The sequence below is a fragment of the Mesorhizobium sp. M0296 genome (genome assembly GCF_040321675.1).
GTDB lineage: Bacteria > Pseudomonadota > Alphaproteobacteria > Rhizobiales > Rhizobiaceae > Mesorhizobium.
Window position 1 is genome coordinate 105793 of the sequence record NZ_JAMYRZ010000008.1, and the last position, 25619, is coordinate 131411.

The 25619-nt window shown below is 62.2% G+C and carries 27 protein-coding genes; 11 read left to right on the top strand and 16 right to left on the bottom strand.

What is annotated here, in order from left to right; translation table 11 throughout:
* Window positions 1-109: 109 nt before the first annotated feature.
* Both NKI97_RS10585 and NKI97_RS10590 read right to left on the bottom strand, forming a co-directional pair.
* Entirely contained in the window at window positions 110-1234 is a 1125-nt protein-coding gene (locus NKI97_RS10585; protein WP_352745899.1) for a glycosyltransferase family 4 protein, read from the bottom strand.
* Window positions 1235-1246: 12 nt separating this feature from the next.
* Window positions 1247-1810, bottom strand: a complete 564-nt coding sequence (locus tag NKI97_RS10590; protein WP_023674625.1) for a polysaccharide biosynthesis/export family protein — start codon at window positions 1808-1810, stop codon at window positions 1247-1249.
* A 255-nt stretch (window positions 1811-2065) separates the two neighbouring features.
* On the opposite strand from NKI97_RS10590, the gene NKI97_RS10595 reads away from it, so the two are divergent.
* Window positions 2066-4315, top strand: a complete 2250-nt coding sequence (locus NKI97_RS10595; RefSeq protein ID WP_352833927.1) for a GumC family protein — start codon at window positions 2066-2068, stop codon at window positions 4313-4315.
* 23 nt (window positions 4316-4338) lie between these two features.
* On the opposite strand, the gene NKI97_RS10600 is transcribed toward NKI97_RS10595, so the two are convergent.
* The gene (locus tag NKI97_RS10600) at window positions 4339-5568 is read right to left on the bottom strand and encodes a GNAT family N-acetyltransferase (RefSeq protein ID WP_352833930.1); all 1230 of its coding nucleotides are present in this window, start codon (window positions 5566-5568) and stop codon (window positions 4339-4341) included.
* A gap of 90 nt (window positions 5569-5658) precedes the next feature.
* On the opposite strand from NKI97_RS10600, the gene NKI97_RS10605 reads away from it, so the two are divergent.
* A complete protein-coding gene (locus tag NKI97_RS10605) occupies window positions 5659-6717 on the top strand; it encodes a polysaccharide deacetylase family protein (protein WP_352833933.1) in 1059 nt (352 codons plus the stop codon).
* Here the strand turns inward: NKI97_RS10605 and NKI97_RS10610 are convergent.
* Window positions 6714-6941, bottom strand: a complete 228-nt coding sequence (locus tag NKI97_RS10610; RefSeq protein WP_023674629.1) for a DUF2842 domain-containing protein — start codon at window positions 6939-6941, stop codon at window positions 6714-6716. The two genes, NKI97_RS10605 and NKI97_RS10610, sit on opposite strands and share 4 nt — an antisense overlap.
* 151 nt (window positions 6942-7092) lie before the next feature.
* Here NKI97_RS10610 and NKI97_RS10615 point away from each other — a divergent pair, with 151 nt between their 5' ends.
* On the top strand, window positions 7093-8187 hold the full coding sequence (locus tag NKI97_RS10615; RefSeq protein WP_352745893.1) for a COX15/CtaA family protein: 1095 nt from the start codon (window positions 7093-7095) through the stop codon (window positions 8185-8187).
* On the opposite strand, the gene NKI97_RS10620 is transcribed toward NKI97_RS10615, so the two are convergent.
* The 3 genes from NKI97_RS10620 to speB are packed head-to-tail and all read right to left on the bottom strand — an operon-like array spanning window position 8177 to window position 10977.
* Window positions 8177-9013 carry an aminoglycoside phosphotransferase family protein gene (locus NKI97_RS10620; RefSeq protein WP_352746369.1) on the bottom strand — a complete coding sequence of 279 codons (837 nt, stop codon included), beginning with the start codon at window positions 9011-9013 and terminating at the stop codon, window positions 8177-8179. The two genes, NKI97_RS10615 and NKI97_RS10620, sit on opposite strands and share 11 nt — an antisense overlap.
* Entirely contained in the window at window positions 9014-9940 is a 927-nt protein-coding gene (argC, locus tag NKI97_RS10625; RefSeq protein ID WP_352833935.1) for an N-acetyl-gamma-glutamyl-phosphate reductase, read from the bottom strand.
* 29 nt (window positions 9941-9969) lie between these two features.
* Complete coding sequence (gene speB, locus NKI97_RS10630; protein ID WP_352449331.1) at window positions 9970-10977, bottom strand: agmatinase; 1008 nt, start codon at window positions 10975-10977, stop codon at window positions 9970-9972.
* A 305-nt stretch (window positions 10978-11282) separates the two neighbouring features.
* On the opposite strand from speB, the gene NKI97_RS10635 reads away from it, so the two are divergent.
* Window positions 11283-12341: a glycerophosphodiester phosphodiesterase family protein gene (locus tag NKI97_RS10635; protein WP_352833938.1), complete on the top strand. Its 1059-nt coding sequence runs from the start codon at window positions 11283-11285 to the stop codon at window positions 12339-12341.
* Window positions 12342-12695: 354 nt separating this feature from the next.
* On the opposite strand, the gene NKI97_RS10640 is transcribed toward NKI97_RS10635, so the two are convergent.
* A complete protein-coding gene (locus tag NKI97_RS10640) occupies window positions 12696-13574 on the bottom strand; it encodes an aldo/keto reductase family oxidoreductase (RefSeq protein WP_352833941.1) in 879 nt (292 codons plus the stop codon).
* 94 nt (window positions 13575-13668) lie between these two features.
* On the opposite strand from NKI97_RS10640, the gene NKI97_RS10645 reads away from it, so the two are divergent.
* Window positions 13669-14577 carry a LysR family transcriptional regulator gene (locus NKI97_RS10645; RefSeq protein WP_352449334.1) on the top strand — a complete coding sequence of 303 codons (909 nt, stop codon included), beginning with the start codon at window positions 13669-13671 and terminating at the stop codon, window positions 14575-14577.
* 87 nt (window positions 14578-14664) lie between these two features.
* On the opposite strand, the gene NKI97_RS10650 is transcribed toward NKI97_RS10645, so the two are convergent.
* The 6 genes from NKI97_RS10650 to NKI97_RS10675 form a co-directional block, all read right to left on the bottom strand.
* Window positions 14665-15195 carry a hypothetical protein gene (locus NKI97_RS10650; RefSeq protein WP_352449336.1) on the bottom strand — a complete coding sequence of 177 codons (531 nt, stop codon included), beginning with the start codon at window positions 15193-15195 and terminating at the stop codon, window positions 14665-14667.
* 223 nt (window positions 15196-15418) lie between these two features.
* Complete coding sequence (gene rpsI / locus NKI97_RS10655) at window positions 15419-15901, bottom strand: 30S ribosomal protein S9 (RefSeq protein WP_023674644.1); 483 nt, start codon at window positions 15899-15901, stop codon at window positions 15419-15421.
* A gap of 1 nt (window position 15902) precedes the next feature.
* Window positions 15903-16367 (bottom strand): 50S ribosomal protein L13, encoded by a 465-nt coding sequence (gene rplM / locus NKI97_RS10660; protein ID WP_023674645.1) that lies wholly within the window; start codon window positions 16365-16367, stop codon window positions 15903-15905.
* A 257-nt stretch (window positions 16368-16624) separates the two neighbouring features.
* Window positions 16625-17023 (bottom strand): type II toxin-antitoxin system HicB family antitoxin, encoded by a 399-nt coding sequence (locus tag NKI97_RS10665; RefSeq protein WP_352449337.1) that lies wholly within the window; start codon window positions 17021-17023, stop codon window positions 16625-16627.
* A gap of 27 nt (window positions 17024-17050) precedes the next feature.
* A complete protein-coding gene (locus tag NKI97_RS10670; protein WP_352449435.1) occupies window positions 17051-17233 on the bottom strand; it encodes a type II toxin-antitoxin system HicA family toxin in 183 nt (60 codons plus the stop codon).
* A gap of 56 nt (window positions 17234-17289) precedes the next feature.
* Window positions 17290-17745 (bottom strand): PaaI family thioesterase, encoded by a 456-nt coding sequence (locus tag NKI97_RS10675; protein WP_352833945.1) that lies wholly within the window; start codon window positions 17743-17745, stop codon window positions 17290-17292.
* A gap of 154 nt (window positions 17746-17899) precedes the next feature.
* Between NKI97_RS10675 and NKI97_RS10680 the strand changes: the two genes are divergently transcribed.
* From NKI97_RS10680 to NKI97_RS10700, 5 genes are all read left to right on the top strand, one after another.
* Window positions 17900-18721, top strand: a complete 822-nt coding sequence (locus tag NKI97_RS10680; RefSeq protein WP_352833948.1) for an enoyl-CoA hydratase — start codon at window positions 17900-17902, stop codon at window positions 18719-18721.
* A 9-nt stretch (window positions 18722-18730) separates the two neighbouring features.
* The gene (locus NKI97_RS10685) at window positions 18731-19153 is read left to right on the top strand and encodes a VOC family protein (RefSeq protein ID WP_352702557.1); all 423 of its coding nucleotides are present in this window, start codon (window positions 18731-18733) and stop codon (window positions 19151-19153) included.
* Window positions 19154-19229: 76 nt separating this feature from the next.
* On the top strand, window positions 19230-19751 hold the full coding sequence (locus NKI97_RS10690; RefSeq protein WP_352542616.1) for a CoA-binding protein: 522 nt from the start codon (window positions 19230-19232) through the stop codon (window positions 19749-19751).
* Between the two features lie 161 nt (window positions 19752-19912).
* Complete coding sequence (locus NKI97_RS10695; protein ID WP_352449342.1) at window positions 19913-21193, top strand: O-acetylhomoserine aminocarboxypropyltransferase; 1281 nt, start codon at window positions 19913-19915, stop codon at window positions 21191-21193.
* Between the two features lie 5 nt (window positions 21194-21198).
* A complete protein-coding gene (locus tag NKI97_RS10700; RefSeq protein ID WP_352449343.1) occupies window positions 21199-21549 on the top strand; it encodes a cupin domain-containing protein in 351 nt (116 codons plus the stop codon).
* A 159-nt stretch (window positions 21550-21708) separates the two neighbouring features.
* On the opposite strand, the gene NKI97_RS10705 is transcribed toward NKI97_RS10700, so the two are convergent.
* On the bottom strand, window positions 21709-23166 hold the full coding sequence (locus NKI97_RS10705; RefSeq protein ID WP_352702551.1) for an LVIVD repeat-containing protein: 1458 nt from the start codon (window positions 23164-23166) through the stop codon (window positions 21709-21711).
* Between the two features lie 109 nt (window positions 23167-23275).
* Between NKI97_RS10705 and NKI97_RS10710 the strand changes: the two genes are divergently transcribed.
* Window positions 23276-24190 (top strand): LysR family transcriptional regulator, encoded by a 915-nt coding sequence (locus NKI97_RS10710; RefSeq protein ID WP_352833952.1) that lies wholly within the window; start codon window positions 23276-23278, stop codon window positions 24188-24190.
* Between the two features lie 162 nt (window positions 24191-24352).
* Here the strand turns inward: NKI97_RS10710 and NKI97_RS10715 are convergent, their stop codons facing one another.
* A complete protein-coding gene (locus NKI97_RS10715; protein WP_352833955.1) occupies window positions 24353-25600 on the bottom strand; it encodes a cytochrome P450 in 1248 nt (415 codons plus the stop codon).
* Between the last annotated feature and the right edge of the window lie 19 nt (window positions 25601-25619).

Consider the following 25619-nt stretch of genomic DNA (forward strand, 5'->3'; position numbering starts at 1 on the left):
CCGCAGGTTTCCCTCAGGTGAATAGCAAAAGAGAGCTAAGAAACCCTTGAAACAACAGATGGCTTTGGAGACGCTTTCACCAGGAGCAGCCCGGTGGAAACCCGTTGCTCTATTTTTTGAGCGCGGCGAAATAGGCCTTTTCGATTTCGGCGGCCATTACATCGGCGCCGAAGCGTGCCTTGAGGTCGGCGAGGCCGGGCATCAGGCCTTTGTAGGTGTCGAGATCGGCCAATGCGGCGCTTATCTTGTCGCCAAGTTCGCGCGGGTCGGGCCGGATCAGGACAGGTGAGCCGGTGTCGAAGATTTCCGGTATGCCGCCGACCGCCGTCGCGATGATCGGCTTGCCGGCGGCGAGCGCTTCCAGAACTATATAGGGCATGGCTTCCGCGCGCGAGGGAACGACGACCAGTTCGGCCAGCCTGAAGGCGAGCCTGGCCGGCATCGGCGCCAGGAAGCTGACCTCGAGGCCGAGCTGATTCACCTGGGCGCGATAGCGCGCCAGGTCGTCGCCGTCGCCGACCATCAGCGCTTTCAATGGGCGGCCGAGCCGTGTCGCGGCTAGCCCCAGCGCATCGATGAAGATGTCCGGGCCCTTGAGATCGCGCATCATGCCGATATAGAGGAGGTCAACCGCATTGTGCTCGGTCCGCACCGGCTCGAACTCGGCGGCGCGCAGGCCGTTGTGGACGAGAGCGTTCGGAATGGGCGGCTCGCCGACCTTCCTGCGATAGGTCCGCCGCTCATAATCGGAAACAAACAGCAGGCAATCGGTGAAGCGAGCCATGAAGCGCTCGAGCGCGAAGAACAGCTTCCCCATGGCGGTGGTCTCGTCATAGTGAAGCGAGCCGCCATGCGGCGAATAAAGGCGGGCTACGCGAGACCTGGATACCCGCAACAATGAGCCGAACAGACGGGCATAGGCGCCACCTTTGGCGCCATGCCCGTGCAGCACGTCCGGCCGCAATTCTTTTATGATCCTATAGGTGCGCCGGGCCGAGGCGAGATCGCCTGGCCCGACATGCCGCTGCATCGGGGTGCGGTGAATGCCGAGCGCCAGGCTGCCTTTCATCTGTTCGAACAGCCGTTCCTCGAAATCGCCGCCCGTCGTCGAATCGCAGACGATGCCGACGGCATGGCCGGCCTCGACCTGAGCCTCGGTCAGGTCGCGCACATGCCGGAAGATGCCTCCGACCGGTGAGCGAAAGCAGTGGACGATCCTGAGTGTGTCCGCCACTTTGTCAGCACATCAAAACAGGCGTTCGCGAACATAGACTGTATCGCCGGGCAGTAGCGGGTCGGAGGTCACCACGCGTCCGGTTATCACCTTGCCGTTGATGTCGCGGGTAATGTCGACGCTTTCCTGGTTGGCGCGTGGCGTGAACCCGCCGGCGATGGCGACGGCTTTCTGCACGGTCAGGCCTGGAACGTAGGAATACTGCCCCGCCGCACCCACTTCACCCATGACGAAGATCGGCCGGTAGCGATCGATTTCGACCGAAACATCGGGATCCCGCAAATAACCCTGGCGCAGTTTCTCGGCGATCTCGCTTTCAAGCTGTTGGGCGGTGTGGCCGCGCGCCGGCACGTTGCCGACGAGCGGCAGCGAGAGATAGCCGGACTGGTCGACGCTGTAGGTATTGGTCAGTCCTTCCTGCTCGAACACGGTTACGCGGACGCGGTCGCCGGCGCCGAGGCGATAGGGCTGGTCGAGAACTTCATGGAATGCGGCCGGCGTCGGCCGGTAGCTGGAGCAGCCCGAAAGCATCGATACGGCAAGCAGCGCGCGGAAAAGGGGAGCAGTGCTTTTCATGAGCGGACACGTACCTTTGAATAGCCGGCGACTCTGCGGCAAACCTTAACGATCGAGCTCGGTTATCATCCTGTTAGGGTTAATGGCCGGTAAAGGCGCGCGGCCGATGCGGGCCGGATCGACGAATGCAGATGGTTTTCAGCCTCTTGTTTGCGGCTTATTAATAGAGCCTGACAGGTTCTTACCGCGATATTAACGGCTGAGTTACCATAGTTGTTTACGGTGCATGCTGACTCAGTACCGGAGCAGGGATGCATGTCCGTTCAATCCGCGGCCGCAGATGTCGACGTCGATCTCAGGCAGCTTTTCGCCAGCCTGGCGCGAAACTGGCTGCGCATCCTTGTCGTCGCACTGGTTGTAACCGGCCTGGCCTTTGCGCTCGCCTGGCTTGCAACGCCCGAATACAAGGCGGCAGCCAAGCTGGAGATCGGGCCTCGAGAATCGGAGTTCACGCGGCCAGCCGGGGCCAACAGCAACGAGCGGTCGATTCCCGACGAAGAGGCTGTGGCCACCGAGGTCCAGATCATCTCGTCCCCCGACATCCTCAAGCAGGTGGCGGCGAAGCTCAACCTGGCGAAATTGCCCGAATTCGACGAGGCGCTGAAGATGTCGGCGCTGAGCCGCGCCCTTGTCCTTGTTGGCTTGAAAAGCGATCCGTTCGAGATTCCGCTGGAAGAGCGCGTGCTGGACGCAATGCATGAGAAGCTCAACGTCTATGGCGTTGAAAAAACCCGCGCGATCGCAATCGAGTTCTCGTCAGAGGATCCAAAGCTTGCCGCCGCGATCCCGAACGCCATTGCAAACGCCTATATCGCCTCCAAGGGCAATGCCAAGCTCGAATCGAATTCCGCCGCCACCGACTTTCTGGCGCCGGAAATCGCGGATCTGCAGAACCGGGTGAAGGAGGCGGAAGCCAAGGTTGCCGCATTCCGTGCGCAGTCCGATCTTTTGATGGGCGGCAACAATTCGGTGCTTGCCACCCAGCAGCTGTCCGAGTTGTCGAGCGAACTGTCACGCGTGCGCGCCAATCGCGCTTCGGCGGAAGCGACCGCTGACAGCGTGCGCAGGGCGTTGCGCAATGGCGGCTCGCTGGATGCCGTTCCGGAGGTGTTGTCTTCCGAACTGATCCAGCGCCTGCGCGAGCGGCAAGTCGAACTCAAGAACAACATCGCCGACCTTTCCACCACCTTGCTCGACAACCATCCGCGCATCCGCGCGCTGAAGTCGCAGCTCGCGGATCTCGACCGCCAGATCCGCAACGAAGCGGAAAAGATCATGAAAGGTCTGATGGCGCAGGCCGAGACGGCGAAGGCGCGAGTGGCTCAACTCGTGGCAGACGTCAACACGCTGAAGGCGGCGTCCGCCCGCGCCGGCGAAGAGCAGGTGGAACTCGATGCGCTGCAGCGTGATGCCGCGACCAAGCGTCAGCAGCTCGATCTCTATTCATCCAGCTATCTCCAGGCGGCCGCACGCAAGGATCGCAACTATCTGCCCGTCGACGCTCGCGTATTTTCGGACGCCCAGGTGCCGGCCGAACCTTATTTCCCCAAGATTGGTCCGATTGTCAGTGCGGCCTTTGTCGGCTCGTTGCTCATCATGGCGATCGTCACGCTGCTGCAGGAACTGTTTTCCGGCCGCGCCATGCGTCCGGCCGCCGGTGCCCATTTCGAGCGCATCGAGCAGGTTGCGATGCCGGCTGTCCAGGCCGAACGCGTGATGGCCGAGCCCGACCCGTCGGTTGGCCGGTCCGAACCGGCAGTCGTCGAGATCGATGAGGCCGACGACGACAATATCATTGAAAGCAAAGTGGAGCCGGAACCCGTCGCGGTGGCGGAAGCGGCTGCCGAGAAAATCGAACCGGAGTACTCTGAAATGGCCGCTGGAGACATTGAACCGGCACGTTCTATCCTCGGCGAGGTCGACATCGACAAGGCCGCGGAAAAACTGATCGCCACCGGTGCCGCCCGCGCCATATTCGTGTCGCCAGAAGGCGACGAGGCGGCTGCCTCGGCAGTGCTGGTGGCGCGCGCAGTCTCCGACGCCGGGCTTCGCGTGCTGCTGCTTGATCTCACCGCTTCGGGTGCCGCCTCGCGGCCGATGCTGGACAGCGGGCTGTTTCCGGGCATCACCGATCTGCTCGCCTCGCAAGCGCAGTTCAGCGATGTGATCCACCCCGATCTCTATTCGGACTGCCACGTTATTCCCGTCGGCACAGCCGATCCGGTCCGCGCCATGCGCGCCGCCGACCGGCTGCCGATCATCATGCAGTCGCTGACCACCGCCTATGATTTGGTCGTGGTCGAATGCGGACCGGCCGACGCGCAAGGCATCAGCCGCCTGGTGGGCGAGGGGACCGAGGTCTTGCTCTCCATGCTTGAGCCGGACGACGAGGTGACGCAGGCCGCGGTCGCGCTCATCGAGAGTGGCTATCCCGACCTGACGCTGGTCACGCCCATCGGCCATGTGGCGCCGGGCCCAATGCCGGGACGGCGCTCGGCCGCCTGAGGCAGTTTTCTCTCAAATCGAAATCAGCTGTCGTCTTCGCCTGCGGCCGGTGCTGTCCGCCCCACGGCTTTACGGCGCAGCAGCTTGGTCAGCTTCCAGACCATTGGGCTGTGCTTGATGAATGCCTTCAGGCTTGCGCCGTGCCTGAGCGCAAGCGCCAGCGCACGACCTTTCGGCGTCAGCGGAACCAGCACCTCGAAATGCTGCGTTTCGACATCGCACCACAATCGCTTGTAGGGTTCGTCGCCGACCGAGAAATCATAGATTTCGAAACCCGCCTCGCAGGCTTCCTGGATGTTCTCGAAGAACAGGAAGTCGCCCGGGCTGGTGTGTGCGAGGTCGTCCTCGGCAATCGCCCCGAATTCGCAGATCAGCCGCTTGCCCGAGCGGCTCGACCCGGTGACTGCACGAAGTTTGCCGGCGACTTCCAGCCCATGCAGGACGAAGGACGGATCTTCCTCTTGAAGCGCGTCGGCAAACAGCGAGCGGAAAAAAGCGCGCACCTCCGCCTCACCGAAAACATTGGCGATGCCCATCTTGCGGAAGCGGAATTCCTTCATCTCGAAAAAGGCATCGAGCAGCATGTGCACCTCGTCCGCAGTTCTCGCCTCGATGCGACGATAGCTGCCAACGGCCTCGAACTTGCGCGCCTGCGAGCGATGCTTCTTGCGCCTGCGCTTGCCGCTCACGCGGGTGAGCAGTGCGTCAAATCCTCCCACAAGACCGGCGGCCAGCGACAGATTGGGGCTCGAAAAATGCGGCAAGGCGGAGAGCGGGTTGGCAACGCCGTCGAGATCGGGCAGCAACCGCTCCAGCGCAACAAGATCGATGTCGCGCCGCGCCTTGGCAATCGCAGCCAGCATCGAGCGGATCGCCGCGCTATCGGCATTCGCCAGCCATTGCGGGTCGGCGGCGGCAAAATTGCCGTTTGCATGGCGGCCGCCCATGAACCGGGCGACGCGGAACGCTCCACTGCGAGTGACCTCCAGCGCCAGTGAGAAAACCGGCCTGTCCTCGGCGCGCAGCGTCGCAACGACAACGTCGGCGTCGGTATGTGCGGCCCAGTTCAGGATCCAGCCTGCGCTTTGCGCAGGGGCAAAAAGCGCCGAATGGCAGAATTCTGCGTACGCCGCCAACGCCGCACTATCGGCGACCGAGGTTGACAGGCCGGCTTTGCCGGCCGGCAAGGCACACGGCGACGCCTCGCTGCTTGCCAGCCGATTGCCGTCAAATGACGCGGTGGCGTCAACCATACCTCAATCCTTAGGGCGTATTCGTCGCGATTGGGGGTCCCGCGCAGGCGCATTCCATGCTTGATGAGCTTAGGCGCAAAAGGTGAATGAATGATCGACGGGGGCGAGGCAATCCGCAAACTGGCGCTCAATATCGCCCGCTATTCCGGTCTCGCGCCGCTGGCCAAGCCGTTTATCGGCGGCCTTGGCGCCATCCTGATGCTGCATCGGGTTACCGCGACGCCGGAAAAGCCGAACGGCGTCAACCGCCACTTGAACATCGCGCCCGGGTTCCTCGACACCGTGATCGCCGACATGAAGGCGAACGGCTACAGTTTCGTCACGCTTGACGAGGCGATCGAGCGCATCAAGGCTGGCGACAAGGACGGCCAGTTTGCGACAATCACCGCCGACGACGCCTATCGAGACAACATGACCGAGGCGCTGCCGGTGCTGGAGAAACACGGCGCGCCGATCACCATCTACGTCGCGCCGGGGCTGATCGACGGCGCTGCCGATTTGTGGTGGGACGTGGTCGAGGACATCGTCAATGCGCGCGATCGCCTGACGCTGACGACGCCGGATGGCCCGGTGACAATCGACTGCTCGAGTCCGGGAGAAAAGGTCCAGGCCAATGCGCGCCTGCACGCTCATCTGACGCTGAAGGTGCGCGAGCAGGACCAGCGTGCGGTGTTGCGGGATCTGGCGCGCTCGAACGGCATCGAGTTGGGTGGTCCGCGCCCGAGCACGCTGATGAACTGGGACGAGATCCGCACCATGGCCGGGCACCCGCTGGTGACGATCGGCGCACATAGCGTCAATCACTGCAATCTGAAGCGGCTTTCCGAGAGCGATGCGCGACATGAGATCGGCGATGTCAAGCGCATATTGCAGGCCAAACTCGGCGAGGAGCCGCGCCATTTCGCCTATCCCTACGGTTATGCCAGTGCCGTCGGCCGCCGCGAAGTAGGCCTAGTCCGCGATGCCGGCTACGCCTCGGCGGTGACGACCCGCCACGGCATACTCCGCGCCGAGCATGCCGGCTTCCTGCACGCCCTGCCGCGCATTTCGGTCAATGGCCGCTACCAGAGCGTCGCCCACATCCGAACAATGTTGTCGGGCGTGACGACGCCGCTGGCCAATGCCGGCAAGACGGTGGTGACGATCTAACTGTTGCCTCGCCCCTTCGGCCGCGGCTCCAGGATCAGCCATTTGATGATGCCCATCGCCGGCAGCACCCACAAAAGCCCGCTGAGCAGGAAGAAGATGAAGTGCGCCAGCGGCCCGGACTGCGACAATTGGGCGACCGCCACAATCGAGGCGACCAGCGCATAGACTATGACCAGCACTACCAGCAGGAAGCTTCCGATCAGCTTTTTCAGGCGAATGGGCATGGCGCGACCTCGTTGATCGCTATCGCTTAGGCCGAACAGCCAATACGCGCAACCCGCCAGAAACGGCGCGACGGCGTGCCGCGCTGTCCGGTCTTGCAAGCCGGGTTGCGATGGTTCACCAATCCGCGACTTCAACCGCCGGGACAAATCCATGGCTGCTGCCATATCCGATGCCGCGCCTTTCGCCGCCCGCGATCGCGACCTTCGCAACCGCGCGCTGGTACGCGGTTGGCTCTATGTCGTGCTCCTGGTGCTGTTTGCGCTGGTACTGGTCGGCGGCGCTACAAGGCTCACCAATTCCGGCCTGTCGATCACCGAATGGCAGCCGATACACGGCGTCATACCGCCGCTCAATGATGCCGAGTGGCAGGAGGAGTTCCTGCGCTACCAGCAGACCCCGCAATATGCCGAACTCAACAACGGCATGAGCATCGAGGCGTTCAAGTCGATCTTCTGGTGGGAATGGGTGCACCGCATCCTGGCGCGTAGTGTCGGCGTGGTCTTCGCCCTGCCGCTGCTGCTCTTCTGGGCGACGCGCCGCATCGAGCGGGGCCTCGGCACGAAGTTGTCGGGCATCCTCCTTCTCGGCGCCTTGCAGGGCGCGATAGGCTGGTGGATGGTGGCGTCCGGGTTGGTTGACCGGGTTTCGGTCAGCCAATACCGGCTGGCGACGCATCTGACGCTGGCGGCGCTGATCTTCACGGCGACCATGGTGGTCGCGCGTGGGCTGGCGCCGCACTCGGAACCTGCTGCCGACCGCTCGACGCAACGTCTGGCCGGCTTCCTGGTGCTGCTGGCGCTGGTCCAGATCTATCTCGGCGGGCTGGTCGCAGGGCTAGACGCCGGCTTGAGCTACAACACCTGGCCGCTGATGGACGGCAAGCTGGTTCCCGGCGACCTGCTGCTGCTGGAGCCGGCATGGCGCAATTTCTTCGAAAACCCGAAGACGGTGCAATTCGTCCACCGGGTCGGCGCCTACACGATCTTCGCGGTCGCGCTCTGGCACATGATTGCGACACGCCAGCGCCTGCCGGGCACGACGCATGCCCGACGCGCGACGCTGCTGTTCCTGATTGTCGTGGTGCAGGCGTCGATCGGCATCGGCACGCTATTGATGCAGGTGCCTCTGCACATGGCCCTGACGCATCAGGCATTCGCGCTGTTTCTGCTGGGCTTCGCCGCCGCGCATTGGCGCGGTACCAAGGGCGCTTACCCGCTGCCCCACGAGATCGCTCTCAGAGGCTGAGCCGCACCCGCCGGATTGCCGCGGCAATCGCCAGTTCGCGGTTTTCGTCGACCGCATTGCGATCTTCATGGTGCCATGCAGCCGACAGGCAGCCATAGGCGATGGCGTGGTCCAGTATCGCGGGCGGCGACTGGCCGAGCGTTGCTGCAAAGACATGCGCCATATGCGCGATCCGCCGCGGATCGAGGCAAAGATCGTCTCGGTCGAGTGGGTTGTAGAACACATTGGCGGCATCGAAGCCGGGGTCGCCGAGAACGCCCTTTGGATCGATCGCCAGCCAGCCGCGCGGACCGTGCATGATGTTGTCGTGATGCAGGTCACCATGCAGCGGCCGCACGTCGTGCGGATTGGACAACAGCCGTTCCGCGATTTCGGCAGCTTCGACATACAGGCTCTTTTCGCCGGCGGCGCGATCGGCCTTCGCCTTTTTGAACAGGCTGGAAAACCGGGTCCGCAACGGCTGAAGGTCCGGCGGGGCAGGGTGCTTCGACGGCGAGAACAGCTTGGCCATTACCTCCGCCGCGATCGCGGTGGCGGCATTGTCGCCCTGATCCGCAATCATCTGTGACAGCGAGGTTTCGCCAGCATATTCGAGCAGCATGCAGTGGCCATCGCGGCCCAGCAGCCGCACCGCGCCTTCGCCGCGTCGCCAGGCGAGGAAATGCTCGCCGCGCAACTCGTCCTCGACATCGTCGAAAGGCTTTAGATCCTTGACGATTGCCGAGCCGTCTTCGCGAGGAACCTTCCAGATGCGGCTGCTGAACGTTTCGGCGATGAGTTCGGGCGCGCCGACCTTCCAGCGCTTCGGAAATGCTGGCGCATCCATTTAGAGGCCGAGCATCAGATCCATGTTCTGCACGGCGGCGCCCGAGGCGCCCTTGCCGAGATTGTCATAGACCGCAAGCAGCAGCGCCTGCGCTCGATCGTCATTGGCGAAGACGTAGAGCTTCATCCGGTTGGTGCCATTATAGATCTCCGGATCGATGTCAGGCATGCGTTCCTGATGCAGATACGGCGCCACCTCGACCACGCCGCCATCGATGGAAGCGAAATGATCGGCGATCGCCGCGTGAAGCTCGGCGCCGGTCGGCACATGGTCGAGGCCGCCGAGTTGCAGCGGCACCACCGTGATCATGCCTTGCGCGAAATTGCCGACCGCCGGCTGCATGATCGGATCGTGCGAAAGCTTAGCATAGGTCCTAAGCTCAGGCACGTGCTTGTGCTGCAGCGTCAGCCCGTAGGGCAGGAATTCCGGCGCATCCTCGCCCTTGCCGACATAATCCTCGATCATCGGCCGGCCGCCGCCGGAATAGCCGGAAATGCCGTTGACGGTGACCGGAAAATCGGCCGGCAGCAGCCCCGCCGCAACCAGCGGCCGCAGCGTCGCGATTGGTCCTTGCGGCCAGCAGCCCGGATTGGCGACGCGCTTCGCCGAAGCGATCTTCTTCGCCTGGTCCTTGTCCATTTCGGCGAAACCATATTCCCACCCATCGGCGACACGATGCGCCGTCGAGGCGTCGATCACTTTGGTGGTGTCATTGGCGATCAGCGAAACGCTTTCCTTGGCGGCTGCGTCCGGCAGACAGAGGATCGCGACATCGGCAGCATTGAGGAACTCGGCGCGCGCTGCCGTTTCCTTGCGGCGCTCGGTCGGGATGGAGATGATTTCCAAGTCGCCACGCTCGGCAAGCAGCGCCCTTAGCTGCAGACCGGTGGTGCCGTGCTCGCCGTCGATGAAGATTTTCGGTTTCATTGCTTGCCAAAATTCCTGTTATCTCAAAGCTATATGCCGCTTGCCTGGTTCAATCCGGCAACGCCATGATTGCCCTGGTTCATTTCTTCGAGTCGGGCCTTTCGTTCCGCCAACAGCCCGAGATAGTGCATGGCCACCATCGACCCGGCAATTGCCGTTATATCGGCGTGATCATAGGCTGGCGCAACCTCGACGACGTCGGCGCCGACGATATCGAGCTGATTGATCTGGCGCAGCACCGACAGGATCTTTGCCGAAGACGGGCCTCCCGCGACCGGCGTTCCGGTGCCGGGCGCAAAAGCCGGGTCCAGGCAATCGATGTCGAAAGTGACGTAGGTCTTCTTGCCGCCCGTACGGTCGACGATGGCATAGGCGATGTCCGACGCACGCATTTCCTCCACTTCATGGCCATACAGGATCTTGATGCCGAACGTGTCGGGCGCGTGGGTGCGGATGCCGATCTGGATCGACCGGTCGGGGTCGATGATGCCCTCCTTGACTGCACGGCCGACGAAGGAGCCGTGATCGATGCGCTTGCCGTCGTCGGGCCAGGTGTCCTGGTGTGCGTCGAACTGCACCAGAGCCAGCGGGCCATGGATGGCGGCATGCGCCTTGAGCAACGGCCAGGTGACGAAGTGATCGCCACCGAGTGACAGCAGAAAGGCGCCGGATTTCAGGATCTTCGCCGCTTCGCGTTCGATCGTGGCAGGCGTCTTCTGGTGATTGCCGCTGTCGAGCAGGCAGTCGCCATAATCGACCACGGCAAGCTGTTCGAACAGGTCGCGCGAAAACGGATATTGCGGATCGTTGTCGAGGATGGCCGAGGCGCGGCGGATTGCCTGCGGTCCGAAACGGGCGCCCGGCCGATTGGTGACCGCAGCGTCAAAGGGAATGCCCCACACCACCGCATCGGCGTCCTTCACGTCCTTCGAATATTTGCGCCGCATGAACGACAGGGCGCCGGCATAGGTCGGCTCGAACGACGCACCCGTCCTGGAGCGGGTGGTGAAGGCATGATCGATGGTCCTTGGCGGCATGAAGCGATCTCCTGTGCGTCGACGCGCAACCTTATTGGACATAATTCTCAGAATTGCGACCCCTGCGGAGGATCATGGCCATTCGATCCGGTCACAAATCCTTGCTCGCCAGGCGAACCCGGCATGGCTCGCCAGGAGATTGCCTGGCAAGCAACCGAAAGTAGCCGCCGACGACTGCCTCGGCCGGCGCTGACCTGATTTTCCGGCATTTTGCAAGCCGGCTTCGTTCACCTGCCTGTCACGGGCATCGCTTAACCGGGGTGCGATCCCGGTACGGAGCGATTCTCGTGCGAATGACCTGTCTCATGCGAACGATTTGGCTGAGCCTTCTGCTTTCCGCGGCGCTGGCGCTCTCCCTTGGCCAGACCTCGGCAGGCGAAACGCGCGCCAGGCAGATCCTCGACCGCTTCGAGCACGCCAACCAATGGCGCGACCATGTGATAGTGGCCGCGCACCGCGCCGGCGGCATGCAATCCGGCAAGACGCTCTATCCCGAAAATTCGATCGCCGCAGTCGAGGCGTCGATCGCAATGGGCGCCGAAATCGTCGAGGTCGATATCAGGCGCTCGAAGGACGGACAGTTCGTCGTCATGCATGACAGTTGGCTCGACCGCACGACGAATTGCAAGGGTGAGGTGGTCAACCGCACGATGGCCGAACTCAAGACGTGCCGGTTGGTGATCGAAGGCACCGGCGCCGTTACGGGCGAGACGGTCTCGACGTTGCGCGAGATGTTGATGACCACCAGGGACAGGATCCTCATCAATCTCGACAACAAGCTCGATACCGAAAGCCTCGTCGGCATGGTCGCGGTTGCGCGCGACCTCGGCATGGCCGAACAGGTGATCGTCAAGGAGAACCTGTGGAATGCGGAGCGGATTGCCAGTGTCAAGGCCGCCATGGACGCGATCGGCAGCGGCTTCCAGTTCATGCCGATTATCGCCGATGACGCGGTTCGCGACGCCATGTTTGCCGAGAAAGTGAGCCGGGCCTTCCCGATGCGCGCGGTCGAGATGATCAACTGGCGCACGGGATCAGAGACACTGACCGAGACCGGCGGCCCGCTGTTCAGCCCGCGTATGCGCGCGCTGGCGGTGAGGGGCGACTGGCACATCTGGGCCGACACCTATGCCATCGTCAACAAGCCGGGCGGCTTCCTCGCCGGTGGTCGCGGCGACGAGCTGGCGGTTGCGGCCAGCCTCCCGCGCGAGACTTATGGCTTCTGGGTCGAGCGCGGCGCCACCATCATCCAGACCGATGAACCGAAGGCCGCCATCAGTTGGCTGGCGGCGAACGGTTTTCGCGTGCCCTATGCCGGTGAGAAGCGCCCGGCCGAGCCGGCCAACACGGCCAGCATCAACTAGACCGGCGCGGCGAGAATTGGATCTCCCTCTTGTGGGAATGATGCCCGGCAGGGCAGAAGGGCGCTGTCCCGCCGACCCCAGGCCGGCAGCGCCAAACTTTCGAAGGAACCCAGAAACAGAAAACCCGCCTCTGTGGGCGGGTCGTTGGAGCCAATTAGCACCATACCCAGATTAGTAGCATAGCTGCCGGCACAAAGCAAGAACAAAATGTGGCGTAGTCGCAGAAAAATGCGACGATCCTTCAGCGTCTCGGCTGTCCCGCCTGCAAGGTCGCGCGCCTTCGCTGTCCTGCCGGCAATCTCCCCCGCAAGGGAACCCACTTGGGGAGATTGGCTCATCACTGCCTTCGGTAATCTACCCGCAGGCCGCCATTGCCACACCATCCAGCTCCTTGATGACATCGTCCGACAGTTCGAGATCGGCAGCGGCGAGGTTCTCCCTGAGATGCGCGACGGAAGACGTGCCGGGAATCAGAAGAATGTTGGGCGCGCGGCGAAGCAGCCAGACGAGCGCGACCTGCATGGGCGTGGCGCCGAGGCGTGCGGCGACCTTGGACAAGGTCGACGACTGCAACGGGTTGAAGCCGCCAAGCGGGAAGAACGGCACATAGGCAATGCCGTCGCGGGCGAGATCGTTGATCAAGGCATCATCGCCCCGATGCGCCAGATTGTACTGGTTCTGCACGCAGACGATCCTGCACATCCTGCGGCCTTCGGCGATCTGCGCAGCGGTGACGTTGCTCAGCCCGATGTGGCGCACGAGGCCCTGTCGCTGGAGCTCGGCAAGCGTCTTAAGCGGCGCCTCGATCGACCCTTCGGCGGGGCCATGCGCGTCGAACATGACCCGAAGGTTGACCACCTCCAGCACGTCGAGTCCGAGATTGTGCAGATTGTCGTGCACCGCCTGTGTCAGCTCTTCTGCCGAGAAGGCCGGCAGCCATGAGCCATCCGTGCCGCGTCGGGCACCGATCTTGGTGACAATAACGAGGTCGTCGGGATAGGGTGCGAGCGCTTCGCGGATCAACAGGTTGGTCACGTGCGGGCCATAGAAGTCGCTGGTGTCGATGTGGTTGACGCCTTGTGCAACGGCTTCGCGCAGTACGGCCAATGCCGCGTCGTGGTCCTTTGGTGGGCCGAAGACGCCTGGCCCTGCGAGCTGCATGGCGCCGTAGCCGAGCCGTCTCACTGGGCGGTCGCCGAGGATGAATGTGCCGGACTGGTCGACGCTGGACATGGTCTTTCTCCTTCAGGAACGGTGCACAGATAGACGCTGTCCGATCTCATGATAATTGGGTACAATTCGCACGGGCTGTGCGGAACGACGAACAATGCAGATTGATCTCGGGGACCTGAACGCCTTCGTGGCCGTAGCGCGCGCCAAAGGTTTTCGGGATGCGGCACGCGCCAGCGGCGGCAGTGCGTCCGGCTTGAGCGAGGCGGTGCGGCGCCTGGAGACGCAGCTCGGTGTCAGGCTGCTCAACCGGACGACCCGCAGCGTTGTCCTGACGGAAGCCGGCGAAGGCCTGCTGGCGCGGCTCGGTCCTGCCTTGACCGAGGTGGAGTCGGCCCTCGACGTAGTGAACGGCTTTCGCGACAGGCCGGCAGGTACGTTGCGCCTCAATGTGCCGGTCAGCGCGGCGCGGCTGGTGCTGCCCAGCATCGTTCCGCCTTTTCTCGCCGCCTATCCAGGCATCCGGTTGGAGGTGATCTCGGAGGAGAGCTTCGTCGATGTGCTGGCGGCCGGGTGCGACGCCGGCATTCGCTATGAGGAGCGGCTGGAGCAGGACATGATCGCTGTGCCGATCGGACCGCGCGTGCAGCGCTTCGCCACCGCCGCCAGCCCGGCCTACCTGGATCGTCATGGCCGGCCGCAACACCCGAGCGACCTGCTCGGCCATGCCTGCCTGCGCGGCCGCTTTGCCAGCCGTGCGATGCCGCCGTGGGAATTCGAGCGCGACGGCGAGGTGGTGCGGGTCGACCCGACGGGGCCGCTTCTCGTGACCCTGGGCGGGGCGACTGACCTCAAAGTCGATGCAGCCATCGCCGGCACCGGCATCATCAGCCTGTTCGAGGATTGGCTACGCCCTCACTTCGAGAGCGGGGCGCTCGAACCGCTGCTCGAACCCTGGTGGCAGAGCTTCTCCGGGCCGTTCCTTTACTATCCCGGCCGGCGCCTCGTGCCGGCACCGTTGCGGGCGTTCATTGACTTCATCAAGGCGTCCGCCGGCCAGCCCTGACACCCGGGAGGGCCGCGCCCGAAAATAAGCGCGGCTCGCTTCCCTCAGGTGACCCGCCACTACGCTTCGCGGCAGCTCTTGCTTGATCTATTTGACTGGAATCATCAGGTGCGCGTAGGGCGTGTCGGGGAACATGACGTATGGCTGTGTGGGGTTCGGCTCGTGGGGATACAAGGCCATCATGTCTGGTGCGTTCATGACCATCACGTGCGGACCATCATGCAGCCATTCGGCCCCCTCCGGCGGCTTGGTTGCAAAGGGGTCGGTATTGCTGGCCGCATCGCCTCCTTTTAGCATGTAGGCGAAAGCAACTTTCCCTGCAGGCGGCTCCTTCTTGGACATGATCGCGTGCATCCACGCCATCCCGTTCTCATCCGTGCACATTGGGTCGTCGGCGGGAGTGCTCGGGTCGTCCGGGATGCAAGTGAAGCCGTTGGTGCCCTTCCTCAACGTCTTCATCTCCCAATTCACGACGGCGGCGTTTTTGCCGACAGCCTCCGGTGCCGCTGTGATCGCATTCTCGATCAGCTGCTCGTCGCTTTTGTCGGCCGCAGGCGCGGCGAATGCCCAAGTGGCGGCGACAGCTGCCAGAAACACACTGCTGGAATGGATGCGCATTGCCTCCTCCTTCGCGAGCGTCGGGTTACCGGCGCGTCGCAACGTGCACAGCTCCCGCTCTGTGGAGTTGGCTGCTGCCCTGGGATCTGGAACGCGCCTGTAATTAAGATACTACTAATATTACGTAGGGTCACCTGAAGATGCGGGATTGCTATGTCGACAAAGAAAAGGGGCTGCGAATACGCAGCCCCTCTGAAAAAATCGATAGAAAACCGGTCTTTGTTTAACGCTTCGAGAACTGGAAGGAGCGGCGGGCCTTCGCCTTGCCGTACTTCTTGCGCTCGACGACGCGGCTGTCGCGGGTCAGGAAGCCACCCTTCTTCAGCACGGCGCGCAGCGCCGGCTCGTAATAGGTCAGCGCCTTGGAGATGCCGTGGCGCACGGCACCGGCCTGGCCGGAAAGGCCGCCGCCGATGACGGTGGCAACGATGTCGTACTGGCCGGCGCGATTGGCGGCGATGATCGGCTGGTTGAGGATCATCTGCAGCACCGGACGCGCGAAATATTCGGCGAACACCTTGTCGTTGACGACGATCTTGCCGGAGCCGGGCTTCACCCAGACGCGGGCGATGGCGTTCTTGCGCTTGCCGGTGGCGTAGGCGCGGCCCGACTTATCGAGTTTCTGGACGTGGACGGGTGCGGCCGGCTGGGTGTTGGTATTGCCGGTGGCAGCTCCGAGTTCTGCGAGCGAGGAAAGCTCAGCCATCTTACGAAACCTTCTTGTTCTTGGCGTTCAGCTTGGCCACGTCGAGGACGACGGGCTGCTGGGCGACATGCGGATGTTCCGTGCCTGCATAGACGCGGAGGTTCTTCATCTGGCGACGGCCGAGCGGGCCACGCGGGATCATGCGTTCGACGGCCTTCTCGACGACACGCTCGGGGAAACGACCCTCGAGTAGCTGGCGCGCGGTGCGCTCCTTGACGCCGCCGGGGTGGCCGGTGTGCCAGTAATAGACCTTGTCGGTGAACTTCTTGCCGGTGAACACCACCTTGTCGGCATTGATGACGATGACGTTGTCGCCGTCGTCGACGTGCGGGGTGAAGGTGGGCTTGTGCTTGCCGCGAAGATGATTGGCGATGACAGTGGCGAGACGGCCGACGACGAGACCCTCGGCGTCGATCAGCACCCACTTCTTCACCACATCCGCAGGCTTCTGCGAAAAGGTTGCCATGGATTGTTGCTTTCGGTTCGGACCTTCAAAAGAAGGCGTTTCTTGTTGCTTGGATTGGCGAAAGGCGCTTGCCCGCCGCCAATAACAAAACGGCGGCCTTTGCGGGCCGCTGCTTCGTCACGGCTTATAGGGGAGGGGTTCGACCGCGTCAAGGCGCATGAAACACTTGCCAGAAGATAAAGCCAAATGAAAACAAGGACTTGTGTTAAAGGTATGATTTTACCACATCGCGATTTTGGCTCTATGTCGGGCAAGTCTCAGTGCTTTGCCTCGATTTCCTTGCGAGCTGCGCTGGAGAGGAATGCCGATCGCGTTATGCCTCGGTCGCGCGCTGCGGCGTCGATCGCCCGCAAAACGCCACGCTCGAAAGTCACATTCGCCCTCACGACGGCGCTGTCATTGTCGATGAGTGGTACCGAGACCAGATAGCCTCCTTCAGCAAGTGCTTTGCGTATATCCGCAAGCGCGATGATCGCCTCGTGGCTGGACGGTTCGGGAACAGGCATATCCTCCGCCCACAGTTGCAATGCTTCGACTGCATTCGGTACGATGTCTTCCGCCTCGTCCGCGGCTGAAAAGCAGCCGGGAATGTCGGGAAAGCGAATGCCGAACGCGCTGTCGGGATCTTTATCGACCAACGCGAAATAGTTCTTCATCTCAGCCTCCAAGCCGCTTCAGGTCGCCTATATCCAGCCCGCTTGCTTGGCGATGGCGCGAGCTGTACCGGTTGGTAGATCCTTCTCCGGATGCGGAACGATCAACACGATCTCGCCCTTTCGGAACTTGTGATGTGAGCCGCGTATGGAAACCAGCTCGAAACCGTCGTCCTTGAGACGCTTCACGATTTTGCGGCTGTCACGCTCCAGCAAAGATCACCCATGCGCACATATATACACATCAAGGAAAAATTCAATCGAAAGCATCAGGCCGGCGCTCGCTTTGGCGGGATCGAATAGGTGCCCGTTGCGTGCGCTACCGTGTGTCCCTTCGGGCCGGCGACGATGTCGATATCGAACACCATCAGGCTCTTGCCGAGCTTGAGGATGCGGCAATGGCCGTCGATCGGCCCGGCCTCGGCCTTGCGGACAAAATTGATGTTGAGACTGGTGGTGACCGAAAGCGCATCCGGCCCGGCATGCGAGAGCACGCAGACATAGCCGCCTATGTCGGCCAGCGTGAACAGCGCCGAACCCGACACGGTGCCGCCGGGACGCAAATGGCGCTCGTCGGCATTGAGCCGCACGATGCAGCCGCCTGGAAACACCTGCAACGCCTCATAGAAGGTGAACTGGTCGTTGAGCTGCGGGAAAACGGTCGCCATCAGCGCGTTGATTTCGGCAGCCGTCAGCACCGGCTTGAGATTGCTGTGGGCAGGCATGGCGGTCTCTCGTTTGCGCCTGCCTGTTTGAGCGCAGCATGCCGTTTCTGGCAACAGCCATTCATTGTGGCAGAAGCGGACGAGGGAGTTGGACGAAGCGAGACGGCATACTAGTTTAGTCCATCATCGATCCGGAATCGGGGAGGAACGACCTATGGCCGAAATCGTCGCCATCAAGCCTGCCGTTGCCGAAGGGCCGGTCACCGCCCGGCTGGACAAGGGCGTGCTGCGCCTGACGCTCGCCAATCCGCCGGCCAATGCTCTTTCGCTTGCAGTGATGGCGGCGCTGACGGCGGAACTCGACCGCGCCAAGGCCGACAAGTCCGTCCGCGTCATTGTCCTTGGGGCGGCCGGCAAAGTGTTCTGCGCCGGACACGACCTCAAGGAGTTGAGCGCGCACCGCGCCGATGCCGATCGCGGCAGGGGCTTCTTCGAAAAGACCTTTTCCGCCTGCGCTTCACTGATGCAGGCGATCGTTCGCCATCCTAAGCCGGTGATCGCCGTAGTCGACGGTCTGGCGACGGCGGCCGGATTGCAGCTGGTTGCCAGCTGCGATCTCGCCATCGCCTCGCACGAGGCGACCTTCTGCACGCCTGGCGTCAATATCGGACTGTTCTGCTCGACGCCGATGGTGGCGCTGTCGCGCAACGTCTCGCGCAAGCACGCCATGGAGATGCTTTTGACCGGCGAGACGATCGATGCGGCAACCGCCAAGGAATTCGGCTTGGTCAACCGCGTCGTGCCGCGCGAATATCTGAATCAGATTGTCACCAAATACGCGCAAACCATCGCGTCCAAATCCTCCCTGGTCGTCAAGATCGGCAAGGAAGCCTTCTACGAACAGGCAGAAATGGGGCTGGCCGAGGCCTATGATTACACCGGGCGCGTCATGGTCGAGAACATGCTGGCGCGCGATGCGGAAGAGGGCATTGGCGCCTTCATCGGAAAGCGCAAGCCGGAATGGCCGGAGGAATAGGAGGCGGATATGGAACCGCGCATCTCCATCATCACCATAGCTACCGACGATCTCGACCGCGCGGTGCGCTTCTATGAGGCGATGGGCCTGAAGCGCCATGCCGGGATCACCGAGGGCGTTGCCTTCTTCCAGATGGGCGGCGCCATTCTCGGCCTGTTCCCGCGGCAAAGCGCCGAAGAGGATTCGGGCGTGACCTTCAGCAAGGCACCTTCGGCCGTCTACCTTGCCTACAACACCCGCTCTGACGCCGAGGTCGACGAAGTGCTTGCGGCGGCTGAGAAGGCCGGCGGCAAGATCGTCAAGCCGGCCGGGCGCGCCTTCTGGGGCGGCTGGTACGGCTATTTCGCCGATGCGGACGGGCATGTCTGGGAAGTCGCGCACAATCCCGCTTTTCCGATCGCGGAAGACGGATCGATTTCGCTGCCGGGCTGACGACGTTCTCCCTGGCCCATTGCAAGCCACTTGCTCGGCTGTTGGCACCTCACTCCGAAGCGCTGTATGACGAGGCATGAACCACGACGCCTACGACAACGCCTATATCGCCGGCATTCTCAATTCCGTGAAGACCATCGCCATGGTCGGCGCGTCGGCCAACGATGTGCGGCCGAGCTATTTCGTGCTGAAATATCTGCTCGGCAAGGGGTTTTCGGTGTTCCCGATCAATCCCGGCCAGGCCGGCAAGGCGATTCTGGGCCAGATGACCTATGCCAGGCTCGCCGACGTTCCGGAACCTGTCGATATGGTCGACGTGTTTCGCGCTTCCGCTGCCGTGCCGGGCATTGTCGACGAGGTGCTGCGGCTCGATCCGCTGCCGAAGGTCATCTGGATGCAGCTTGGCATACGCCATGACGAGGCGGCCGCACGCGCCGAAGCCGCCGGCATCAAGGTGGTGATGAACCGTTGCCCCAAGATCGAATATGGCAAGCTGTCCGGCGAGATCGGCTGGACCGGCGTCAATTCAGGCGTGCTGTCGTCGAAGAAGCCGCTGATGCGGCCGGGGTTCCAGAGTTTCGGCGTTCGCCAGAAGTAGGTAATGGATAGTGAATGGTGAATAGAAGGATTTTTCTGGAAGGCCGGCAAGGCGGCATATGAGCCGCTTGCAATCAGGGTGGGGCTGGCCGACTTTGCCATTCACCATTCACCATTCACCATTCACCATTCACCATTCACCATTCAGGGAGGTTTTTTTCGATGGCCCGCACGCCCGGTTTCAACACGCTCGCCGTCCATGCCGGCGCCAAGCCGGATCCGGCGACCGGCGCGCGAGCGACGCCGATCTACCAGACCACCTCCTTCGTCTTCGACGATGCCGACCATGCCGCCTCGCTGTTCGGGCTGAAGGCGTTCGGCAACATCTACACCCGCATCATGAACCCGACCCAGGCGGTGCTGGAAGAGCGCATCGCGGCACTCGAAGGCGGCACGGCAGGCCTTGCGGTCGCCTCCGGCCATGCCGCGCAGGTGCTGGTCTTCCACAATCTGATGCAGCCGGGCGACAATTTCGTTTCAGCGACAAAGCTTTACGGCGGCTCGATCAACCAGTTCGGCCACGCCTTCAAGAATTTCGGCTGGCAGGTGCGCTGGGCCGACACCAGTGACATCTCGACCTTCGAGAGCCAGATCGACGACAGGACCAAGGCAATCTTCATCGAGAGCCTGGCCAATCCGGGCGGCGTCTTCGTCGATATCGAGAAGATCGGCGACATTGCCCGCAAGCACGGCCTGCCGCTGATCGTCGACAACACGCTGGCCTCGCCCTATCTGCTGCGGCCGATCGAGCATGGCGCCGACATCGTCGTGCATTCGCTGACCAAGTTCATCGGCGGCCACGGCAACTCGATCGGCGGCGCCATTGTCGACGGCGGCACCTTCGACTGGTCGAAGTCGGGCAAATATCCGATGCTGTCGGAGCCGCGCCCCGAATATGGCGGCCTCGTCCTGCACGAGACCTTCGGCAATTTCGCCTTCGCCATCGCTGCTCGCGTGCTCGGCCTGCGCGACATCGGCGCGGCGATTTCGCCGTTCAACGCATTCCTTATCCTGACCGGTCTGGAAACCTTGCCGCTCAGGATGCAGCGCCACTGCGACAATGCGGCGGCGGTCGCCGGATGGCTTTCCAACCATCCCAAGGTCGCCTGGGTGTCCTATCCCGGCCTGCCCAGCGACAAGAACAATGCGCTGCAGAAGAAGTACTCGCCGCTTGGCGCCGGCGCGGTGTTCACTTTCGGGCTGAAGGGCGGCTATGCCGCGGGCATCAAGTTCGTCGAGGCGCTCGAGCTGTTCTCGCACCTGGCCAATGTCGGCGACACCAAGTCGCTGGTCATCCACCCGGCATCGACCACGCATCGCCAGCTTTCCGACGAGCAGAAGATCAACGCGGGGGCAGGGCCGGACACGGTCAGGCTTTCGGTCGGCATCGAGGACGTCAACGACATCGTCGCCGATCTGGAACAGGCTCTCGCCAAGGTTTGATCGCCATGACCACGCCGAAATTTCTTTCCGTCGGCGTCGACACCGTCGAAGCCGAGCATGGCGCACCGGCGCCGGATCGCCTGATTTCAGGCGAACCGAAATTCCGCACCTGGAATGTCGAGGAACAGGCGGGTGGCCTTTATGCCGGCATCTGGGAAGCAACGCCGGGCAAATGGCGCATCGAATATGATGAGTGGGAGTTCTGCCACATCCTGTCAGGGGTTTCGGTGATCGCCGAAGACGGCGGCGATGCGCGCACCGTCAAAGCCGGCGATAGTTTCGTGCTGAGGCCGGGTTTCAAGGGGAGCTGGGAAGTGCTTGAAACGACTCGCAAGGAGTATGTGATCAAGCTTTGATCTCGCATCGCGCCGGACTTTACAAAAGGGAATCGATGTCCGTGTCGGAAAATCCGTATCGGCTCATCATGTCGCGGTGCCATGAAACTTTCCCAGCAAATCATGACTGCCTCCGCTTCCGCGCTCCGACTAAGGCTTCATTCAGGGTGAATGTGACCGTCACGTTCGATCCGTTTCCGGCCGCGGGCCGGTGTAGCGGAGAATCCAGAGCCCCTGGTTCTTGTCAGTTATGTAAATGAAGCCGCGCCGGTCCACGACCACGTCCTCGGTCTGAACAACCAGCTTGTCTTCCGGCATAGGGCCGTAGCGTCGGACTGGCTCCGGCGGGATGAAGTAGCCGACCTCGCGCGGAAGCCGAGTATTCGAGACGTCATAGACCCTGAGCCCAGCGTTGAAGTGCGCGATATAGAACAGATCGCCTTGTTTCTGGACATCGGGATGATGCTGGTGGTGGTTGATGTTGTGCGGCCCGCGCCAGCCGCCACGAGTTGTGAAATCCGAATAGGGAGCGCCTTCGGGTGGCACTGGTTCGGGCAACAGCGACAGCAGGAAGGGTTCACTGGAATCGGAAATATCGACGATCGAAGCGTGATGCATCGGACCAAGTCCATAGGTGACGTTCTCCGAATTGGCGAAGGCAATGCCGCGCTCTGGAATCGGCAGCACGCTATGCACACCGAAGCGCGAATGAAACGGAGGGCTGAAGCTCAGGCCGCCGACCTGCCTCGGCTGGGAGACGTCGCTAATATCGAGCACAACGATTCCCGCCGCACCATAAGGCAAATAGACAAGATCGCCGGTGACATAAGGCGGGCCGTGCAGCGAGACATCCTCGCCCGTGCTGGCGCAGAAGGCGCCGCACATGCATTGCGGCTTCAGTCGCAACCGGTAGCGATCGGCGGTCTCCTGGTCGGCGGCGGGCTTCGCAGCCGCAAAGCTCTCGCCGCCGGCCTCGTGCTGGCCCGGCACCCACCAGCGTCCGGCTTCGCGCGGATTCGAGCGATCCGAAATATCGAGGATGACGTAGATGTTGCCCCTGTAACCCGGCATGCCGGCGGCAAGGTGGACATAACGTCCACCGGGATAGAGGTTGCGATGCGTGCCGTTTCCGCCGGTGCGGTAATGACTGAGTTGTTTCGGATTGATGGGATCCGCGATATCCCAGATCAGAACGCCTTCGCCGAACGGTGCGTCGGGGTCACCGCCGAAATTAGCAAAGGGCTTTTCGAGGGCGGTCACCATCGTGTCGCCGGACAAATCTATTTGTAGAGTCCAAGTATTCGTGCCGAGATAGGGTACGAACTTGACCGTCTCGGGCTTGGCCGGGTCGGTCACGTCCACGATGCTCCAGCCGGAGTGCCAGAAGTGCCCAGTGTAGAGATACCAACGTTCGCCAACCTGCCTGATCGCCATTTTGAAGGCTGGGCGATGATCGAGATCGGTATAGCCCACTGCTTCGACATTGTGGGCGAAAGCGCCAGGGGGCGCTGGCGACGAAGCTGGAACGGGTTGGGCAAAGGCCTCGCAGACAAGACCGGATTGAGATGCCGCGGCGATCGTCGCGCCGATGAGCGGCACTTTCAGCATCTGGCGGCGTGAAATCTCGGAATTTTTCAAAGCGCGTCTCCCGGATTTTGCAGCTTTCCGGGTTTTGCAGATTCCGATACTTTCCGTCCAATATCGTTTGAGCCATGGGTAATTCTATTTGGGAAATTAAAGGCTGACGATGAACCACAAGCTGATGCAGTCCTTCATGGCCGTCGCCGAAGAGCTGCATTTCGGGCGCGCGGCAGCGCGCTTGCATATCTCACAGCCGCCCCTGACAAAGCAGATCCAGCAACTGGAACAGGCGATGGGTGTGCGCTTGCTGGAGCGCACCAAGCGCAAGGTCGAACTGACTGCGGCGGGGCGTGTGTTCCTTGATGAGGTTAGGGCCGTGCTTCAGCAGACAGAGCAGGCGGTGGAGCTTGCTCGCAAAGCCGATCGTGGCGAAACCGGCCATCTTGCTGTCGGATTCATCGACGCGGCTATCTACAGTGTGGTGCCTTCTGTCGTCCAACGCTTCACCAAGCGCTATCCCGAGGTCGAGTTGAGCCTGACCGACCTGCGCATTCCCAATCAAGTCAGGGCTGTGGCCGAACGCCAGCTCGATATCGGTTTTGTTCATCCTCCCGTCATTCACAACGCATTGAAGGTCGAAAGCATACTGGTCGAACCCCTGATCGTGGCCTTGCCGGAAACGCATCGGCTGGCCTCGGAAGCAGAGGTCGCGCTAGCCGACTTGGCCTCCGAAGCGTTGATTCAGTTCCCGCGCAGCATCAATCCATCCCTCTATGACGAGATCGTCGGGTTGTGCCGTTCATCCGGGTTCAGCCCGAGGATCGTTCGAGAAGCAACGCCGAAGCAGACAATCATCGGACTTGTATCCGTCGGGCTGGGCGTCTCGCTGCTGCCCGCCTGTCTGCAAAATTTGCGCCGGAGCGGCGTCGTTTATCGCCCTATCCAGGGACGAACCTTGTCTATCGACACTTCAATCATCTACCGGCATGAACAACCCTCGCCGGTGCTGAAGGCCTTCCTCGACATCGTCCGCGAGACGACGCAAAAAGATTCAAATCCCGTCTCTCTTCAAGCTTCATGACCGAATTTCTATAGGCATCCGGGATTGTTAGTGTGAGGTCCTGCTTCCGGTAGCTTCATCGTTCGATCAGCGATTATTTGGCACTCGCGACCCTTGAGATGTTACCTATTTGACCGGAATTCGCCGGAGCCGGCTTTCGAAGCCTGTCGTCGGAAGCCGTCCTCAGATTCTGACGGCGAGCGTTTCCAGGCCGTGGAAATGATAGGTGTCGCGGAAGCGCGGCTGTTCGGCAAGATGCAGCTGCGGTAGCCGGTCGAACAAGGTTTTCAGCGACACCTGCAGTTCGAGCCGGGCGAGCGGCGCGCCGATGCAGAAATGGATGCCGGCGCCGAACGATACGTTCTTCTGGTCGGCACGGTCCGGCCTGAAGGCGAGGGGCTCGGCAAACGCAGTAGGGTCGCGATTGGCCATGCCGAGCAACAGCCCGATCGTCTCGCCCGGCTGGACGATGATCCCCGGCCCGGCCTCGACCTCCTGATAGGCGTAGCGCGTGAACATGTGCAGCGGCGCGTCGAAGCGCAGGCACTCTTCGACCGTCGCGGCTGTTGCTTCCGGTGAGGCGAAGAAGCGGCGCGGGTCGCCGCCTTGCGCAAGGATCGAGCGCACCGCATTGCCGGTCTGGTGGACAGTTGCTTCATGGCCGGCATTGAGCAAAAGGATGGCCGAGGATACCAGCTCGTCCTCCGACAGTTTCTGGCCGTCCTCCTGTGCCGCAATCAGCAGCGACAGAAGATCCTCGCCCGGCCTCTTTCGCCGCTCGGCGACGTAGCCGCGCAGAAAATCGGAAAAGTCGCGCGCGGCGCGATTGGCCGTGTCCTCCGTCTCGCGGGTGCGGCCATGCATGTACATGGCGACCATCCGATGCGACCAGTCGAGCAGCTGCGGCCCCATGTCGACCGGCACGCCGAGCATCTCCGCAATGATGGTGATCGGCAAGGGAGCTGCGAATGCCGGCAGCAGGTCGACTCCTCCTGGTTCGAAACGGTCGATCAGTTCGTTGGCCAGCGCCTCGACACGTGGCCTGAGCCGCTCGACCTGGCGCGAGACGAAGGCGCGGTTGACCAGCGTTCTGAGCCGTGTGTGGACAGGCGGCTCCAGCTCCAGCATCGAATTGGCCTCGATGCCGTCGAAGGCGCTGAGGTGCGTGCGGTCCTGGCCGATGCCCCGGCTGTCCGGAATGCCGGCCGGGTTCTGGCGGCCGAAGCGGCGATCGCGCAGCAGTCGGTTGACGTCGTCGAAGCCGCCAAAACACCAGAAACCAAATTCTTCCCAGAAGAAGGCGTTCGATGCGCCGTGCAGGAAGGCATAGGCTTCGTAAGGATTCTGGAAAAAAGCCGGTTCGTGCGGATCGAGCCGCAGGCGACGCGTGGCTGGATCAAAGGCAAGGTAGGACGGCTTCAATTCGGTCATGCCAGATCATTAGCGCGGC

Coding starts and splice junctions, on each gene's coding strand:
- NKI97_RS10715 (WP_352833955.1), bottom strand. CDS start 25,600: ATGACCGAATTGAAGCCGTCCTACCTTGCCTTTGATCCAGCCACGCGT.
- NKI97_RS10695 (WP_352449342.1), top strand. CDS start 19,913: ATGGCCCGCACGCCCGGTTTCAACACGCTCGCCGTCCATGCCGGCGCC.
- NKI97_RS10680 (WP_352833948.1), top strand. CDS start 17,900: ATGGCCGAAATCGTCGCCATCAAGCCTGCCGTTGCCGAAGGGCCGGTC.
- NKI97_RS10590 (WP_023674625.1), bottom strand. CDS start 1,810: ATGAAAAGCACTGCTCCCCTTTTCCGCGCGCTGCTTGCCGTATCGATG.
- NKI97_RS10640 (WP_352833941.1), bottom strand. CDS start 13,574: ATGTCCAGCGTCGACCAGTCCGGCACATTCATCCTCGGCGACCGCCCA.
- NKI97_RS10610 (WP_023674629.1), bottom strand. CDS start 6,941: ATGCCCATTCGCCTGAAAAAGCTGATCGGAAGCTTCCTGCTGGTAGTG.
- NKI97_RS10645 (WP_352449334.1), top strand. CDS start 13,669: ATGCAGATTGATCTCGGGGACCTGAACGCCTTCGTGGCCGTAGCGCGC.
- NKI97_RS10650 (WP_352449336.1), bottom strand. CDS start 15,195: ATGCGCATCCATTCCAGCAGTGTGTTTCTGGCAGCTGTCGCCGCCACT.
- NKI97_RS10635 (WP_352833938.1), top strand. CDS start 11,283: ATGCGAACGATTTGGCTGAGCCTTCTGCTTTCCGCGGCGCTGGCGCTC.
- NKI97_RS10665 (WP_352449337.1), bottom strand. CDS start 17,023: ATGAAGAACTATTTCGCGTTGGTCGATAAAGATCCCGACAGCGCGTTC.
- NKI97_RS10620 (WP_352746369.1), bottom strand. CDS start 9,013: ATGGATGCGCCAGCATTTCCGAAGCGCTGGAAGGTCGGCGCGCCCGAA.
- NKI97_RS10700 (WP_352449343.1), top strand. CDS start 21,199: ATGACCACGCCGAAATTTCTTTCCGTCGGCGTCGACACCGTCGAAGCC.
- NKI97_RS10675 (WP_352833945.1), bottom strand. CDS start 17,745: ATGCCTGCCCACAGCAATCTCAAGCCGGTGCTGACGGCTGCCGAAATC.
- NKI97_RS10710 (WP_352833952.1), top strand. CDS start 23,276: ATGAACCACAAGCTGATGCAGTCCTTCATGGCCGTCGCCGAAGAGCTG.
- NKI97_RS10690 (WP_352542616.1), top strand. CDS start 19,230: ATGAACCACGACGCCTACGACAACGCCTATATCGCCGGCATTCTCAAT.
- NKI97_RS10685 (WP_352702557.1), top strand. CDS start 18,731: ATGGAACCGCGCATCTCCATCATCACCATAGCTACCGACGATCTCGAC.
- NKI97_RS10595 (WP_352833927.1), top strand. CDS start 2,066: ATGTCCGTTCAATCCGCGGCCGCAGATGTCGACGTCGATCTCAGGCAG.
- NKI97_RS10605 (WP_352833933.1), top strand. CDS start 5,659: ATGATCGACGGGGGCGAGGCAATCCGCAAACTGGCGCTCAATATCGCC.
- NKI97_RS10615 (WP_352745893.1), top strand. CDS start 7,093: ATGGCTGCTGCCATATCCGATGCCGCGCCTTTCGCCGCCCGCGATCGC.
- NKI97_RS10600 (WP_352833930.1), bottom strand. CDS start 5,568: ATGGTTGACGCCACCGCGTCATTTGACGGCAATCGGCTGGCAAGCAGC.
- speB (WP_352449331.1), bottom strand. CDS start 10,977: ATGCCGCCAAGGACCATCGATCATGCCTTCACCACCCGCTCCAGGACG.
- argC (WP_352833935.1), bottom strand. CDS start 9,940: ATGAAACCGAAAATCTTCATCGACGGCGAGCACGGCACCACCGGTCTG.
- rpsI (WP_023674644.1), bottom strand. CDS start 15,901: ATGGCTGAGCTTTCCTCGCTCGCAGAACTCGGAGCTGCCACCGGCAAT.
- rplM (WP_023674645.1), bottom strand. CDS start 16,367: ATGGCAACCTTTTCGCAGAAGCCTGCGGATGTGGTGAAGAAGTGGGTG.